Annotated in this window: 14 protein-coding genes; 2 read left to right on the top strand and 12 right to left on the bottom strand. The window is 63.2% G+C overall.

Going from position 1 to position 14,229, the window contains the following annotated elements:
* Positions 1–6: 6 nt before the first annotated feature.
* The 5 genes from C8D77_RS00810 to C8D77_RS00790 all read right to left on the bottom strand — a co-directional run bounded on the left by C8D77_RS00810 (position 7) and on the right by C8D77_RS00790 (position 5,050).
* Positions 7–753 (bottom strand): sugar phosphate isomerase/epimerase family protein, encoded by a 747-nt coding sequence (locus tag C8D77_RS00810; RefSeq protein WP_109658712.1) that lies wholly within the window; start codon positions 751–753, stop codon positions 7–9.
* 55 nt (positions 754–808) lie between these two features.
* Positions 809–1,900: an ABC transporter ATP-binding protein gene (locus tag C8D77_RS00805; RefSeq protein ID WP_109658711.1), complete on the bottom strand. Its 1,092-nt coding sequence runs from the start codon at positions 1,898–1,900 to the stop codon at positions 809–811.
* Positions 1,901–1,905: 5 nt separating this feature from the next.
* Positions 1,906–2,838 (bottom strand): carbohydrate ABC transporter permease, encoded by a 933-nt coding sequence (locus C8D77_RS00800; RefSeq protein WP_109658710.1) that lies wholly within the window; start codon positions 2,836–2,838, stop codon positions 1,906–1,908.
* Entirely contained in the window at positions 2,835–3,728 is an 894-nt protein-coding gene (locus C8D77_RS00795; RefSeq protein ID WP_109658709.1) for a carbohydrate ABC transporter permease, read from the bottom strand. Before C8D77_RS00795 ends, C8D77_RS00800 begins: the two co-directional genes overlap by 4 nt.
* 83 nt (positions 3,729–3,811) lie before the next feature.
* Positions 3,812–5,050, bottom strand: coding sequence for an ABC transporter substrate-binding protein (locus C8D77_RS00790; RefSeq protein ID WP_109658708.1), 1,239 nt, complete (start codon positions 5,048–5,050; stop codon positions 3,812–3,814).
* 405 nt (positions 5,051–5,455) lie between these two features.
* Between C8D77_RS00790 and C8D77_RS00785 the strand changes: the two genes are divergently transcribed.
* On the top strand, positions 5,456–6,511 hold the full coding sequence (locus tag C8D77_RS00785; RefSeq protein ID WP_109658707.1) for a LacI family transcriptional regulator: 1,056 nt from the start codon (positions 5,456–5,458) through the stop codon (positions 6,509–6,511).
* Positions 6,512–6,543: 32 nt separating this feature from the next.
* Here the strand turns inward: C8D77_RS00785 and gndA are convergent, their stop codons facing one another.
* From gndA to C8D77_RS37230, 7 genes are all read right to left on the bottom strand, one after another.
* Complete coding sequence (gene gndA / locus C8D77_RS00780; RefSeq protein WP_109658706.1) at positions 6,544–7,971, bottom strand: NADP-dependent phosphogluconate dehydrogenase; 1,428 nt, start codon at positions 7,969–7,971, stop codon at positions 6,544–6,546.
* 144 nt (positions 7,972–8,115) lie between these two features.
* The gene (locus C8D77_RS00775) at positions 8,116–9,753 is read right to left on the bottom strand and encodes a copper resistance CopC/CopD family protein (protein WP_109661119.1); all 1,638 of its coding nucleotides are present in this window, start codon (positions 9,751–9,753) and stop codon (positions 8,116–8,118) included.
* 53 nt (positions 9,754–9,806) lie between these two features.
* On the bottom strand, positions 9,807–10,325 hold the full coding sequence (locus tag C8D77_RS00770; RefSeq protein WP_109658705.1) for a YcnI family copper-binding membrane protein: 519 nt from the start codon (positions 10,323–10,325) through the stop codon (positions 9,807–9,809).
* A gap of 41 nt (positions 10,326–10,366) precedes the next feature.
* Positions 10,367–10,906 carry a copper chaperone PCu(A)C gene (locus tag C8D77_RS00765; protein WP_109658704.1) on the bottom strand — a complete coding sequence of 180 codons (540 nt, stop codon included), beginning with the start codon at positions 10,904–10,906 and terminating at the stop codon, positions 10,367–10,369.
* Positions 10,907–11,003: 97 nt separating this feature from the next.
* On the bottom strand, positions 11,004–11,360 hold the full coding sequence (locus C8D77_RS00760; protein ID WP_109658703.1) for a DUF2946 family protein: 357 nt from the start codon (positions 11,358–11,360) through the stop codon (positions 11,004–11,006).
* A 196-nt stretch (positions 11,361–11,556) separates the two neighbouring features.
* A complete protein-coding gene (locus tag C8D77_RS00755; protein WP_109658702.1) occupies positions 11,557–12,459 on the bottom strand; it encodes a GntR family transcriptional regulator in 903 nt (300 codons plus the stop codon).
* On the bottom strand, positions 12,422–12,706 hold the full coding sequence (locus C8D77_RS37230) for a hypothetical protein (protein WP_146211740.1): 285 nt from the start codon (positions 12,704–12,706) through the stop codon (positions 12,422–12,424). The genes C8D77_RS00755 and C8D77_RS37230 overlap by 38 nt, the downstream gene beginning before the upstream one ends.
* Here C8D77_RS37230 and C8D77_RS00750 point away from each other — a divergent pair.
* Entirely contained in the window at positions 12,687–14,192 is a 1,506-nt protein-coding gene (locus C8D77_RS00750) for a UxaA family hydrolase (RefSeq protein ID WP_109658701.1), read from the top strand. The two genes, C8D77_RS37230 and C8D77_RS00750, sit on opposite strands and share 20 nt — an antisense overlap.
* Positions 14,193–14,229 lie beyond the last annotated feature (37 nt).

Genomic DNA, 14,229 nt, shown 5'->3' with positions numbered 1-14,229 from the left:
TTGCTCCTAGTAGGTCTTGACGGCTGCGATCGAGCGGCGGGCGAAGCGCTCGATGTCGTTGGGGTTGTCCTGTTCCATGACGTAGTATTGGGCGGCACTCTTGGCGCGCAGCGCCTTGATAAGGCCGGCCCAGTCGATGGTGCCGTGGCCGACATCCGACCAGCCGTCCTCGTCCAGCCCCTCGCCCGGTTTGGCCATGTCCTTGACGTGGACGGCGCTGATGCGCTTGCCGTATTTCTCGATCCAGGGCAGCGGATCATCGCCGCCGCGCACCACCCAGGCGACGTCCATCTCCCAGCTGATGTCGGGCGCGGACGACAGGATGTGATCCTGCGGCACCGAGCCGTCGGCGAGCTTCTTGAACTCGAAATCATGGTTGTGCCAGGCAAAGCCGTGGCCGGCCTTCTTCGCGGTCTCGCCGACCTTGGCCAGGCGCTCGCCAAAACCACGCCAGCCGGCGGCATCGGATGGCCGCTGGTCGGGCATCAGAAAAGGACAGATCAGCAGGGTTATGCCGAGCGCGTCGGCGGTTTTGCGCACGCCGTCGAAATCGTTCTCGAGCGCGTCGATCGAGAAATGCCCGGTCGGCATGGCAAGGCCGTTCTTGTCGAGCTCGCTGCGGAAGGCCTTGGGATCATCGTAGACGCCGCCGAAGCCCTCGACCTGGGTGTAGCCGAGCTTGCCGAGCGTGGCGAGCACGCCTTCCCAGGGCAGGAAATTGCGGGCGCTGTAAAGTTGGAATGACCAGTTCATCGTCTCTGTCCGTTTTGCTTGGGGGATTGTCTTTTGGGGATGGAATTCTCAGGGGCTAGATGCGGTTGCCGGATTGGGTGTCGAAAAGCGAGGCGCGGGCAGGATCAAAACCGATCCGGATCGGCTCGCCATTGCGCAGCGTTTTTTCCGCCTCGACACGGAAGGAAAAATTGTGGCCGCCGAGCTTCGTCCACACCAGCGTGTCGGAGCCCATCGGCTCGACGATCTCGACGGCGGCATCGATGGCAAAGGGCATGGTGTTTGCCGCCTCGCCAAAGGCAATGTGCTCTGGCCGGATGCCGAACACGCAAGGTCCGCTGCTGTTGCCCCCTGCATCGAAAGCATAGCGGTCGAGCGGTATGGAGACATTGCCGGTCTTGAAAGCAGCGCCGGCCTCCACTTGTCCGTCAAGGAAGTTCATCGCGGGCGAACCGAGGAAGCCGGCGACGAAGCGGTTGACCGGCCTGTTATAGATGGTCTGCGGCGCATCGAGCTGCTGGATGACGCCACCCTTCATCACCGCGATGCGATCGGCCAGCGTCATCGCCTCGATCTGGTCGTGGGTGACGTAGATCATGGTGTTCTGCAGCTTGCGATGCAGCAGCTTGATCTCGACACGCAGCTCGGCGCGCAGCTTGGCATCGAGATTGGACAGCGGCTCGTCGAACAGGAACACGTCGACATCGCGCACCAGCGCCCGTCCGATCGCCACGCGCTGGCGCTGGCCGCCGGAAAGTGCTGCCGGCTTGCGCTGCAGCAGCGGCTCGATCTGCAGGATTTCGGCCGCCCGCGCGATCCGCTTGGCGATCTCGTCCCTTGGCGTGCCGGCGACACGCAGGCCGAAGGACAGGTTCTTCTCCACCGTCATTTGCGGGTAGAGCGCATAGGACTGGAACACCATGCCGATGCCGCGGTCCTTGGGCTCTTCCCAGGTGACGTTCATGCCCTTGATGAAGATGCGGCCTTCGGAGACGTCGAGCAGGCCGGCAATGCAATTGAGCAAGGTCGACTTGCCGCAGCCGGATGGGCCGAGCAGCACGATGAACTCGCCCTCGGCGACATCGAGATTGAGCGTCTCCAGGACGGTCACCGAGCCGAAATTCAGCGACAGGTCCTGGATCGAAACGCTGGTACCATTCTGAGCCATCGCGGTTATCCCTTCACCGCGCCGGCGGCGATGCCGCGCACGAACAATTTTCCGGAGATGAAATAGACGATCAGCGGCACCAGGCCGGTGATCAGCGTCGCCGCCATATTGACGTTGTATTCCTTCACGCCCTGCACCGAATTGACGATGTTGTTGAGCTGCACCGTCATCGGATAGGTGTCGGGCTTGGTGTAGATGACGCCGAACAGGAAGTCGTTCCAGATGCCGGTCACCTGCAGGATGATGGCGACGACGAAGATCGGCAGCGACATCGGCAGCATGATGCGCAAATAGATGCCCCAGAAGCCGGCGCCGTCGACGCGTGCCGCCCGGAACAGCTCCTCCGGCATCGACGAGAAATAGTTGCGGAACAAAAGCGTCAGGATCGGCATGCCGAAGATCGAATGCACCAGCACCAGGCCCCAGATGGTGCCGTAGAGGCCGATCTCGCGCAGCACGATGACGATCGGATAGATCATCACCTGATAGGGAATGAAGGCGCCGACGATCAGGATGGTGAAGAACAAGTCGGCCCCCTTGAAGCGCCAGTTTGCCAGCGCGTAGCCGTTGACCGACGCAATGGCGATCGACAGGATCACCGACGGCACGGTGATGCGCACCGAATTCCAGAAACCGCGCGAAAGCCCATCGCAGTTGAGGCCGGTGCAGGCGGTCGACCACGCCTTGACCCATGGTTCGAAGGTGATCTCGAGCGGCGGCGAGAAGATGTTGCCGAGCCGGATCTCCGGCATGCCCTTGAGCGAGGTGACGACCATCACATAGAGCGGCAGGAGATAGTATGCCGCCACGACAAACAGCGTGCCGTAAAGGAAGATGTTGCGGCGCGAAAACATGCGGCGCGGTTTCGGGCCGTAAGGCCCGGTGCTATCCCGACCGGAGACAGCGATTGTCGGAGCAGCAATGTTTGCCATGCTCATTTGCGCCGTCCGAATTCGAGATAGGCCCACGGTACGATGACGATGATCACCGTAAGCAGCATCATGGTCGAGGCGGCAAAGCCCTGGCCGAGATTCTGGGCATGGAACATGTATTCATAGACATATTTCGCCGGCACTTCCGACGAGATGCCTGGCCCGCCGCTGGTCTGGGCGACGACCAGGTCGTAGACCTTGACGATGCCGGCGGCGATGATCACCAGCGTGGTGATCAGCACCGGTCGCATCATCGGGATGATGATGAAGAGGTAAGTTTTCCAGGTGGGTATCCCATCCACCCGCGCCGCCTTCCAGATGTCCTCGTCAATGCCGCGCAGACCGGCCAGCATCAGGCACATGACCAGCCCCGTGCCTTGCCAGAGCGCGGCGATCAGGATGCCGTAGATGACGATGGAGGAATCATAGAGCGGGTCGAAGGCGAAGTCCGTCCAGCCGAGCGACCGCACGACATGCTGGACACCGAAATTCGGGTTGAGGATCCACTGCCAGACCAGCCCGGTGACGATGAAGGACAGCGCGAAGGGGTAGAGGAAGATGGTGCGGAACGTATCCTCGAAGCGGATCTTCTGATCGAGCAGTGCCGCCAGCAGGAACCCGATGATCAGCGAGAAGACCAGCATGCAGGCGCCGTAGATGGCCAGGTTCTCGACCGCGACCAGCCAGCGCGGCGTCACCCACAGCCGGCGATACTGGTCGAGACCGACGAAATTCAGCCGCGGCAACAGCCTGGAATCGGTGAAGGAATAAACGATCGTCCAGATCGTGCCGCCGAGGAAGATGACCAGCGCATTGAGGATCATCGGGATCGACGCGATCTTCGCGTTGAGATTGCGAAACAATCGGCTGGGCCGTCTCGCTGTCTGTTCAGTCATGGGACGCGCCTCGCCGGATCGGATCGCGTTGGGCAACAGTCTCCGGCCCGACCAGGGGCCAGAGACCGATGCATGACATCAGCTCAATCGGCCTTGGAGACGATGTCGGCGAAGCGCTTCTGCGCATCTTCGGGCGTCATCGTCGGCGTGGCGAAGAACTCGGCGAACAGGTCGTTGACCTGGGTCAGCGAATCCTCGGTCATCAGCTGGTTGGTGTCGGGAATGGTGTTGCCCTTGGCCAGGATGTCGAGGCCTTTCTTCATGCAGTCGTTGGCGGCATTGAGATCGACGTCACCGCGCACCGGCAGCGAGCCTTTCTTCAGATTGAAGGCAACCTGCGTCGCCGGCGACAGCATGGTCGAGGCCAGCACTTCCTGTGCCTTCGACTTGTCTGCGTCCTTCAGCAGCGGGAAGTAGAAGGAATCGCCGCCGGTCTGGATGACGGCATTGACGCCGAGGCCGGGCAGGCAGGTGTAGTCCTTGCCCGCCGTCTGGCCGGCAACCTGGAATTCGCCTTGCGCCCAGTCGCCCATGATCTGGCCGCCGGCCTGGCCGGTGATGACCAGATTGGTCGCCTGGTTCCAGTCCTGCACCTTGGACTTGGCCTGCATCTTGCGGGCGTCGTCAGCCGCCTTGAACACCTTGGCGACTTCCGGTCCGCCGGCAACCGCCGCATCCTTGTCGCCATAGACCTTCTTGAAGATGTCGGGGCCGCCGATCGCCACCATCAGCACCTGGAAGGCGCCAGAGGTCTGCCAGGCCTGCTGGCCGACGGCGAGCGGGATCTTGCCGGCTTTTTCGAGCGCGGGCGCTGCCGCGACAAATTCATCCCAGTTCTTCGGCACCGGCACGCCGGCATCCGCGAACGCCTTGTTGGAGAGCCACAGCCACTGCCAGGAGTGGATATTCACCGGGATGCAATAGACCTTGCCGTCGACCGTGCACTCGTTGAGCAGGCTGGCTGGACGGATGACGTCCTTCCAATGCTCCTTCGTCGCGAGATCTGTCAGGTCGCGCATCAGGCCGGCCTTCACCAGTTCCTCGGCCTGGCGGCCGTGATTGAACTGGGTGGCACCCATCGGATCGCCGCCGGTGATGCGGCTGATCATGATTGGCCGCGCCGTGTCGCCCGAGCCGGCGATAGCGCCGTCGACCCAGTGATTGCCGGTGGCATCGAAAGCCTTGGCGAACTCGGCGACCGCCGCTGCCTCGCCGCCCGAAGTCCACCAATGGGTGACTTCCAGGTCCGTCGCGGCGGCCGGACCGGCAAATTGCAGCGCGGCCGTCGCTGCCAGCGCAGCAGTGATGAATTGGTATCGCATTTCGGTTCCTCCCAGAATCTGAAACGTTACAGATTTTCGATACGGGAATTGCGCGGACTGCGCAACCCCATGAACAACGAGGGTTCGACATTTTTTCGGGCCGCGAACAAATTCACATGGATAGTCACTTTATGTGCAGTGCAATATCAGTCCGCTGCATTGCAAAACACGGAAATGGCGCCCGAAAGCCGACAAAAGACGACGGCAGGGGCGATTCCTTCTGGAATCCCAATGGGTTTCGCAAAAGAGCCACCCACCCGGCCCGAGGGGGCCGGTATCTCAATATGGCAATCTGTAACGTTTCAGTATATTGAGACTTTGCCGGGGCTGGAGCGCATATCGTATTGCAATGGCGGCGATTGCCGGCCCGGCCTGCGGCTGCTATGCGCCTGACGGGCGGGACGAATGGACAGACAGCGTACGGACAAGAACGAGGAGACATCGGCACAAGGGCGGCCGACGTTGAAGACGCTCGCCTTCATGACCGGGCTCGGCGTCACCACCGTGTCGCGCGCCTTGAAGGATGCCCCGGAAATCGGCGCCGAAACCAGGCGTCGGGTGCAACTGGTGGCCAAGCAGATCGGCTACCGGCCGAACCGCGCCGGCGTACGCCTGCGCACCGGCAGGACCAATGTCATCAGCTTGGTGCTCAACACCGATCGCGAGATCATGAGCTTCGTCTCGGACATCATCTACGGCGTTTCGGAAGTGCTCGCCGAAACGCCCTATCACCTGATTGTCACGCCCTATTCCCGCTCGCAGGATCCGATGGAGCCGATCCGCTATCTCGTCGAGACCGGCTCGGCCGACGGCGTCATCATCTCGCGCACCCAGCCCAACGACCCGCGTGCCCGCTACATGCTGGAGCACGGCATGCCCTTTGCCACGCACGGCCGCACCGACATGGGTCTCGTTCACCCCTACCATGACTTCGACAACCATGCTTTCGCGATGGAAGCCGTGCGCCGGCTGGCGAGCATGGGCCGGCGCAGGCTGGCGCTTCTGTCGCCACCGCCCGGGCTGACCTATTACGGCCATACGCTGAACGGCTTTGCCGATGCGCTGAGCGAGGTCGGCGCCAGCGAGATTCCGTTCAACACCGTTTCGATCGACCAGTCGATCGAGCAGATCAGGACGAGGACGGCCCAGCTGATGCGCCGCGAAAACCGTCCAGACGGCTTTGTCAGTAGCGGCGCCGCCGCGACGCTGGCGCTCGTCGCCGGCATCGAGGATGCCGGCCTCAGGCTCGGCCACGACGTCGATGTCGTGTCCAAGCAGTCGTCGGACCTGCTGCACCTGTTCCGGCCGCAATTGCTGGTCGTCAACGAAAACTTCCGGCTGGCCGGCTCCGAGCTTGCGCGCTCGGTGCTCGGCTGGATCGGCGGTGCCGCGCCCGGCTCCTTGCAGGGCCTGAGCGCAGCCAGTCATGTTCTGTCACTCAGCCAGGCAGTACTCGTTTAGAACATGGCACCGGGCTGCCCGCGCAATCCTGTCTAGCCAGCCGCACCACTGCCCCACGGCCCGTGGAAAGCCCCCTGCTCGTCGATGCGCTCGAAACCGTGCGCGCCGAAGAAGTCACGTTGCGCCTGGATCAGGTTCGAAGTGCCGCGGCCCTGGCGGTAGCTGTCGAAATAGGCAAGCGCGGAAGACAGCGCCGGCACCGGCGAGCCGGCTTCCGACGCCCTCGCCACGACACGCCGCAGCGAGGGGTGCGCCTCCTGCATCGACGCGATAAAGGCCGGCGCCATCAGAAGATTGGTCGAGGCGCCGCCCTTGCTGAAGGCCTCCGCCATGGTGTCGAGCATCTGCGAACGGATGATACAGCCGGCGCGCCAGATCCTGGCGATGGTCGGCATCGGCAGGTTCCAGTTGAATTCCTTGGAGGCGCCGCTCATCACCGCAAAACCCTGGGCGTAGGCGGCGATCTTGCCGGCGAACAGCGCCAGCTCCAGATCTTTCAGCAAGGCGTCCTTATCACCGGAAATCTTTGTCACGCCGGCGTTGCCATAGGCCTTTTCCGCCGCCAGCCGCTCGTCCTTGATCGACGACAGAACGCGTGCCGCCACTGCCGCCTCGATCGCCGTCGCCGGAATGCCAAGCTGCTGCGCCTCGATGACCGACCATTTGCCGGTGCCTTTCTGGCCGGCGCGGTCGAGGATGATGTCGACCACCGGCTTGCCGGTCTTCGGATCGTCAGCAGCCAGCACCTTGGCAGAGATCTCGATCAGGTAGGAGTTCAGCCGGCCCTTGTTCCAGTTGGCAAACACCGTGCCGATCTCTTTCGGTCCCATGCCGAGCCCGTCGCGCAGGATGCCGTAGATCTCGGCGATCATCTGCATGTCGGCATATTCGATGCCGTTGTGGATGGTCTTGACGAAATGGCCGGCGCCGTCGGTGCCGAGCCATGCCGCGCAGGGTTCGTCCTTGAACTTGGCGGAGATCGCGGTCAGCACTTTCTCGACACGCTTCCACGAGTCCTCCGTGCCGCCGACCATGATCGACGGCCCGTGGCGCGCGCCCTCCTCGCCACCGGACACGCCCATGCCGATGAAGGTGAGACCCGAGCCGGAAAGCTCGGAGAAGCGCCGCATCGTGTCGCGGAAATTGGCGTTGCCGGCATCGATGACGATGTCATTGGCCGACAGCACGCCGCGCAGAGCAGCGATCTGTTCGTCAACCGGCTTGCCGGCCAGCACCATGATGATGATCGGACGTGGCGGCCGGATCGCTGCGGCGAGCTCTTCCAGGCTGTAGCAGGGCACCACCATATCCCTGAGCGCGCCGGCATTCTCGACGAAGGCGTCGGTGCGCGCCCTGGTGCGGTTGAAGACGGCGATGCGATGCCCATGCTCGGCGATGTTGAGCGCCAGGTTGGAGCCCATTGTGCCAAGGCCGATCAGGCCGATTTCGGCTTTTTCCATCGTTTCTTCCCTGCTTTCGGATCTTGTTGGTTGGAGCCCGCGATTTGGCGGGGATGATTGACGGGCCTTTCGGGCCGCGTCAACCGCCTCGCCGAATTGTGTTGCGGCAGACCATGATGAGTTCGGCCTTGAAGCACCCGGCGGTTACGGCCTGATGTCGACGGGCGCCTCTATCTTCACCATCTCGAAGTCCGAGACCAGGATGTCGATGCGCACCGTCCAGCGGCCGGGAACCGGGATGATGAGGTTGTCGACACGCCAACTGCCGTCGCCGGGCTTGGTCGCCGCGCGCTTCAGCGGCTCGATGCCGGACTCGGGTTTTGACAGCACCAGCGTCACTTCCTTGGCGTCGAGGGGGCCGAAATCGCCGCTCATGATGACCATAGAGGCGACGACTGGCCCGGCATGGCCGGGCGTGATGCTGAGATCGGCCATCGCCTTTAGTGCGTGGATGTGAACCGACATCGGTTGCGCCGCCGCGATCGCCAGCGCCCGTGGCGGCGGCGTAAAGCGCCAGCCCGCGGCAACGCCGAAGATGGCCAACACGATCAGCAACTCGACGCTGATCGAGCGGACCAGCCTGCGTTGCACCTCCGTCGATCCTGCCTCCGCCGATGCGGTGAGTTTCCAGCGATTGACGGCGGCGAGCGTGAACAGAAAGACCAGCAACCCGAGCTTGATCAGCAGCAGCCGGCCATAGGCGGTGTTGACCAGCGCCGCCGGTGTCCGCACCTGGATGACGGCAAGCACGATGCCGGCAGCGGCAAGCACGGCCACCACGGGCAGGATCAGGCGAGAAAACCGGCGCAGGAATGGCGTGGCCTCCGCCGATTGCCCCTTCAGCACCAGGCCAAGAGGCATCAGCGCGCCGGCCCAGAAGGCGATGCCGACGCCGTGCAGGAACACCATCGGCCGTGTCAGCCATTGCGGCTCGGCGGCACTGGCATGGCCGCTGGCGGCAAGGGCAATCCCCACCCCGGCCAGGCCGGCCAGCGCCAATGGTTTGGCGATAACGCGGGGGCCGGCCAGCGACAGCAGGCCAAGCCCCTGCGCGATCAGGGCGACCAGCACTGTCCAACCGAAACTGGTGCCGAGTCCGGTCCGCCAAATGACCGGCTGCGCCAGATGCGAGAGCGGCGCCCCGAGCGCATCAAGCCCCTGTAAGCCAAGCGACAGCGGCGCTGCGATCAGCCCGCCCAGGATTGCGGCTGCAACGAAGCGCTGTCCGGCGCGGTCGCCTCGGGTCAGCCAGGCAAGCGCGAAGGCGCCGCCGACGCCGAGGAAGAGGCCGATGTAGAGGAAGACCTTGCCGACCCAGATCGCCGACCGCAACGGCCAGTCGACGGCTTCGGATACGGCCGGCGGTTCGCTTGGCGCGCCGATTGAAAACAGCAGCGATCCGCCGACGGGATGACCGTCGGCGGAAATGACGCGCCAGCTCAGCACATGCGTACCGGACGCAAGCTTCTGCGGATTGTCGATCTCGACCGTCTGGTCGCTGAGGCGGAAGGCGGTCAACGGGACCGGCGTTCCGTCGGGCTTCACCAGGGTCAGCACCAGCGGCGAGACCGGTTCGCTGAAGGTCAGCGAGAATTGTGCCGGCCCCTGTTCCAGCACCGCGCCGTCGGCCGGATCGGTCTTGATCAGCGCGGCATGGGCAAAGGCCTGATCTGGCCCGGCCATGATGGCAAGAAGCACGATCAAGGCCAACAGGCCGACGACAAGCCGGCCAGCGCGTTGGCCGGCCATGGAAGCCGTTTGCAGGAAGGACGTCGTGCTCATGTCACCGCCACGGAGAATAGCGGCGCGCTTTTGCGAGCGCGCCGCCCGAACGATCATTTCTTCGGCAACAGCTTGATGCCGGGCGCCGGGTTTTCCAGCGCGTCTTCATCCTGGCCGGCTGCCGGGATCTCGATCCAGCGATCGGCAGCGCCATCGCATTCCTGCACCACCGGGAAGTAAAGTTTTTGGCCCACCGGGAGATCCGCCGCCAGTGTCGCGCGGAAAACGAACTCGTCGTAGAATTCATCCGGCAGGCTGCCGCCGCTCCAATCGACCTCCTTGACTCCATCGGTCACCGCCTGACCGTAGAGCTGGTAGGATTTGTCGTACTTGCCCTTCTTGGTCTGCAGCGTCCAACCCGGCTTCGGCATCGGCTTCACCGCGATCACGCCTTCCGGGATCTGCACACGCACGGCGGTCGTCGCCTTGCCGTCGCAACCATGCGGCACGCGCAGGACCGCCTTGTAGGTCGAGCCGACGGCCGCTTCCTGGGTTTCGAGCGTGATATGCGCGAAGGCGGCACTCGTCCCGAGCACGAAAAGTGCTGCGGCCGCCAGAGAATACTTGTTCATGATGGTCCCTCAGATCTTCAAAATTTGTCTAACTGGCGCGATCAATTGGCGTGGTCGTCCATGGCACCACCACCCATGCCTTCGACGGCAAAATCGACGCTGACGGCGCCAGCCTTTTCGAAGGTCAGCGTGGCGGAAAACTTCTCGCCCTGCTTGGGTTGGCGCTTCAGACCGATGAACATCAGATGATAGCCGCCGGGTGCAAGCGCGACCTTGCCGCCGGCCGGAATCTCCAAGCCGCCGGTAACCGGCCGCATGGTCATGACGCCGTCCTTGACGCCCATCTCATGCAGCTCGGCCTTTTCAGAAACATCGGAGGAAATCGACACCAGCCGGTCCGGCGCACTGCCGTTATTGGTGATGGTGAAATAGCCGCCGGCCACCTTGGCACCGGCCGGCGTGGCACGCGACCAGGGATGGCCGATCTCGAGATCGCCAACCTTGAATTCATGCGCAGAGACAGTCGGTGCGCCGACGAACAGCAGTGCAAGAGCCAGCACGGCAATGCCGACACGCTCTTCGATGCTGCGCAGAATGCTGCCGAGCAGAGGACGCGCGGCGTCACTGAAAAAATAGGACATGGTTGCTCCATGAAGTGGTGGTCGCGCCGTTGCCGGTCGCGAGCAGTTTGATCTTTGGATGGGTACGCCCACGAAAGGTTCCGCCGGGCAAACAGGCTCAGGCCGTCAGCGGCGGCGCGCGCGGGTTCGACGGCGAGCGCTCACGCGCAAAGTCGAGATGGACGGCTGCACGGAAGACAAAGGCGACCGCTTCAAAGGAAAGACTGCCCAGCGCCAGGCCGGCATCGGGCGGCGGCGCAAAGGCCGGCGAAAACATGCTGCAGCCGAGCACGCAGCATACGGGCAGATGGGATGGCGGCTGGTTGCCGCCGGGAAGCTGGATTGCGCCCTCATGGGTACAGATGACGTTGCCGAAGGCATCCAGTTGCGACGCATTTGGCCCGGTGCCGAAGGCGAAGGCACCAAGCGTCGACTGAAGCAGCAGCAGATAGGCCGCGACCAGCGCGACCGGCATGCTCCATCGTCTCCTCGGTATGGTCAAAGCCCTGCCTCTTCGCAGCAACCCAGCATACCTAGCACGCGGCCAGCAGCTGGAAAATCGCCAATTCGATGCTGCGGCAACGCGGCATATCAATGCATGTCGCCCAAAAGTGTGCAGCGGTTTTGGGACAACGACATGCATGAAACAAGACTCTGAGCCGCGACGTGGCTCAGGATTTTTGTGGCGACCGGCTCTCCGGGATCGAGGTCAGCAAGGTCTGGCGCGCCGACTTCAGGTGCTTGCGGCAGGCAGCGTCGACCTTGCCGAGGTCGCGCGATTTCAGCGCCTCGATATAAACCAGATGCTCACCTATCGCGACTTCGTTGCGCTCGCGTTCCTGCGCCTTGTTCCACTGGTAGTGGTAGTGGAAGATCATGGCGATCACGTCGTAGAAATCGACGATGAAGCGGTTGTGCGATGCCCGGTGGATGAGCCGGTGGAGGCGCTCGTCCAGCTCGGAGAATTCGTTGAAGCGCTTGGCGATCTCGCTTGCCAGCTGGCGATGCTCGTCTTCCAGACGGTCGAGATCGGCCCAGACCGCGCTGTCCTGCGGCAGTGCGGCAAAGGCGGCTGCCGAGCGCAGTTCGAACATTTCGCGGATTTCGGTCAGCTCCAGCGCGAAGGCGCGCGTAAAGCCCTTCAGCACCCAATGGCTGTTGCGGCGCTTCTCGATCAGGCCGAAGCGGGAGAAGCGGATCAGGAACTCGCGCACGCTGGTGGTGCCGACACCGATCTCGCGCGCCAGTTCGAGCTCGTTGATCTGCATGCCGGCTTCGGCGCCGCCGGCAAGCAGCCTGCGCATGAACGACCGCTCGATGATCTCGGCCAGCGTGTCTGTTTCCTCCTCGGGGAAGAAATCATCCGGACGCGGTTCGCGCAGCACCGTCTTGGCGCGCTTGTTCCAGGCAATCAGCCCTGTCTCTTCCATGCGCGCAAGAATGGTGCGCACCGTGGTGCGGCTGACGCCAAGCAAGGTGCCCAGTTCCGGCTCCGAAGGTAGGCTGCGCGTTTCGTCGAGCAGCCGCAGGCAGCGGTTATAGGCATCCTTGTAGACGTTGTTGCTCTTCGACATTCCTGACCCGTTGCACGCCGTCGCTTGCGGCGGCCGGTTTGAAGCGCAATATGACGTTCCCATGACCCTGAAAAGCGAAATCGCTTTCCGGAACACCAAGGACATGCGGAACTCCCCAGCGAAAAAACAATTGACGCAAAACTGTTTTTTCACGATAAAAGACATTATCTTTAAACAGGCGCGTGTCAATCCGCCCGCGCATCCCAGGATCACCCAGGAAACCGCCCGTGAACGCCTCCAACTGCATTCTTCTGTCCCCCGCCGACAATGTGGCAGTCGCCAACGGCCGCATCGAGATCGGCACCGCGTTGCCGAACGGTGCCGTCGCCAGTGTGTTGATCGAGCCCGGTCACAAGGTGGCGATCAAGCCGATCGCCGCCGGCGAGGCCGTGGTGAAATACGCCCAGGCGATCGGTCGCGCCACACAGGATATTGCAGCGGGCGAGCACGTTCATTCGCACAATCTGGTTTTCGAATCCGGCCGCTTGCCGGTCGTGCCGCCGAGCGAGGCCGAGCACGCGACGGAGGCCGACCGCGCCCGCACCTTCATGGGCTATCGCCGCGCCGACGGCCGCGCCGGCACGCGTAATTTCATCGGCATCGTCGCCAGCGTCAATTGCTCGGCCACCGTCTGCCATTCCATCGCCGACACCGCCAACCGGACGCTGCTGCCGAAATATCCCGGCATCGACGGCTTCGTGCCGATCGTCCACGGCCAGGGCTGCGGCATGAGCGGCACCGGCGACGGCATGATGGTGCTGCACCGCACGCTTGCCGGCTACGCCCGCCACCCGAATTTCGGCGGCGTGCTGATGGTCGGGCTTGGCTGCGAGGTCAACCAGCTAACCCTCTACGGCCAGAAGGGCGTCGCTGCAGGCAAACGTCATTTCAACATCCAGGACGCCGGCGGTTCGCGCAAATCGGTGGAAAAGGCAATGGGCGTGCTGGCCGAGATTGCCGAGGAAGTCGGTCAGCTGAAGCGTGAGCCGATCCCGGTCAGCGAGATTGTCGTCGGCCTGCAATGCGGCGGCTCCGACGGCATGTCGGGCATTACGGCCAATCCGGCGCTGGGCGCGGCCGTCGATATCCTGGCCGGCGTCGGCGGCATCGGCATCCTCTCCGAGACGACGGAAATCTATGGTGCCGAACATCTGCTTGCCTACCGCGCGGCAACGCCGGAGATCGCACAGAAGCTCGACGGCTTCGTGAAGTGGTGGGAGGATCACGTCGCCAAGCATGGCGCTTCGATCGACAACAACCCCTCGCCCGGCAACAAGCGCGGCGGCCTCACCACCATCCTGGAGAAGTCGCTCGGCGCGGTCGCCAAGGGCGGGCAGACGCCGCTCAACGGTGTCTTCGGCTACGCCGAAAAGGTCACCGGCAGCGGCCTGGTGTTCATGGACACACCCGGCTACGACCCGGTCTCGGCCACCGGCCAGGTGGCGGGCGGCGCCAACGTCATCGTCTTCACCACCGGCCGCGGCTCCTGCTTCGGCTGCCGTCCGACGCCGTCGATCAAGGTCGCCACCAATTCGACCATGTATTACCAGATGGAAGAGGACATGGACGTCAACTGCGGCGTCATCGCCTCCGGTGAAAAGACCATCGCCGGCATGGGCCGCGAGATTTTCGAACTGATCGTCGAGACGGCTTCCGGCCGCAAGACCAAGAGCGAGGATTTCGGCTACGGCGACAACGAGTTCGTGCCCTGGCATCTTGGCGCAACGCTCTAGATCATACTGAAGATTGTACTGATATCGAGTAGACTGC

Origin of the sequence: Mesorhizobium loti (genome assembly GCF_003148495.1) — a bacterium.
GTDB lineage: Bacteria > Pseudomonadota > Alphaproteobacteria > Rhizobiales > Rhizobiaceae > Mesorhizobium > Mesorhizobium loti.
The sequence above is the reverse complement of the archived record's forward strand: the minus strand, read 5'-3'. Positions and strand labels throughout refer to the sequence as shown.

Bases quoted from the DNA above. Each gene is read 5' to 3' on its own strand.
- C8D77_RS00810 (WP_109658712.1), bottom strand. From the start codon at position 753: ATGAACTGGTCATTCCAACTTTACAGCGCCCGCAATTTCCTGCCCTGG.
- C8D77_RS00805 (WP_109658711.1), bottom strand. From the start codon at position 1,900: ATGGCTCAGAATGGTACCAGCGTTTCGATCCAGGACCTGTCGCTGAAT.
- C8D77_RS00800 (WP_109658710.1), bottom strand. From the start codon at position 2,838: ATGAGCATGGCAAACATTGCTGCTCCGACAATCGCTGTCTCCGGTCGG.
- C8D77_RS00795 (WP_109658709.1), bottom strand. From the start codon at position 3,728: ATGACTGAACAGACAGCGAGACGGCCCAGCCGATTGTTTCGCAATCTC.
- C8D77_RS00790 (WP_109658708.1), bottom strand. From the start codon at position 5,050: ATGCGATACCAATTCATCACTGCTGCGCTGGCAGCGACGGCCGCGCTG.
- C8D77_RS00785 (WP_109658707.1), top strand. From the start codon at position 5,456: ATGGACAGACAGCGTACGGACAAGAACGAGGAGACATCGGCACAAGGG.
- gndA (WP_109658706.1), bottom strand. From the start codon at position 7,971: ATGGAAAAAGCCGAAATCGGCCTGATCGGCCTTGGCACAATGGGCTCC.
- C8D77_RS00775 (WP_109661119.1), bottom strand. From the start codon at position 9,753: ATGAGCACGACGTCCTTCCTGCAAACGGCTTCCATGGCCGGCCAACGC.
- C8D77_RS00770 (WP_109658705.1), bottom strand. From the start codon at position 10,325: ATGAACAAGTATTCTCTGGCGGCCGCAGCACTTTTCGTGCTCGGGACG.
- C8D77_RS00765 (WP_109658704.1), bottom strand. From the start codon at position 10,906: ATGTCCTATTTTTTCAGTGACGCCGCGCGTCCTCTGCTCGGCAGCATT.
- C8D77_RS00760 (WP_109658703.1), bottom strand. From the start codon at position 11,360: ATGCCGGTCGCGCTGGTCGCGGCCTATCTGCTGCTGCTTCAGTCGACG.
- C8D77_RS00755 (WP_109658702.1), bottom strand. From the start codon at position 12,459: ATGTCGAAGAGCAACAACGTCTACAAGGATGCCTATAACCGCTGCCTG.
- C8D77_RS37230 (WP_146211740.1), bottom strand. From the start codon at position 12,706: ATGCAGTTGGAGGCGTTCACGGGCGGTTTCCTGGGTGATCCTGGGATG.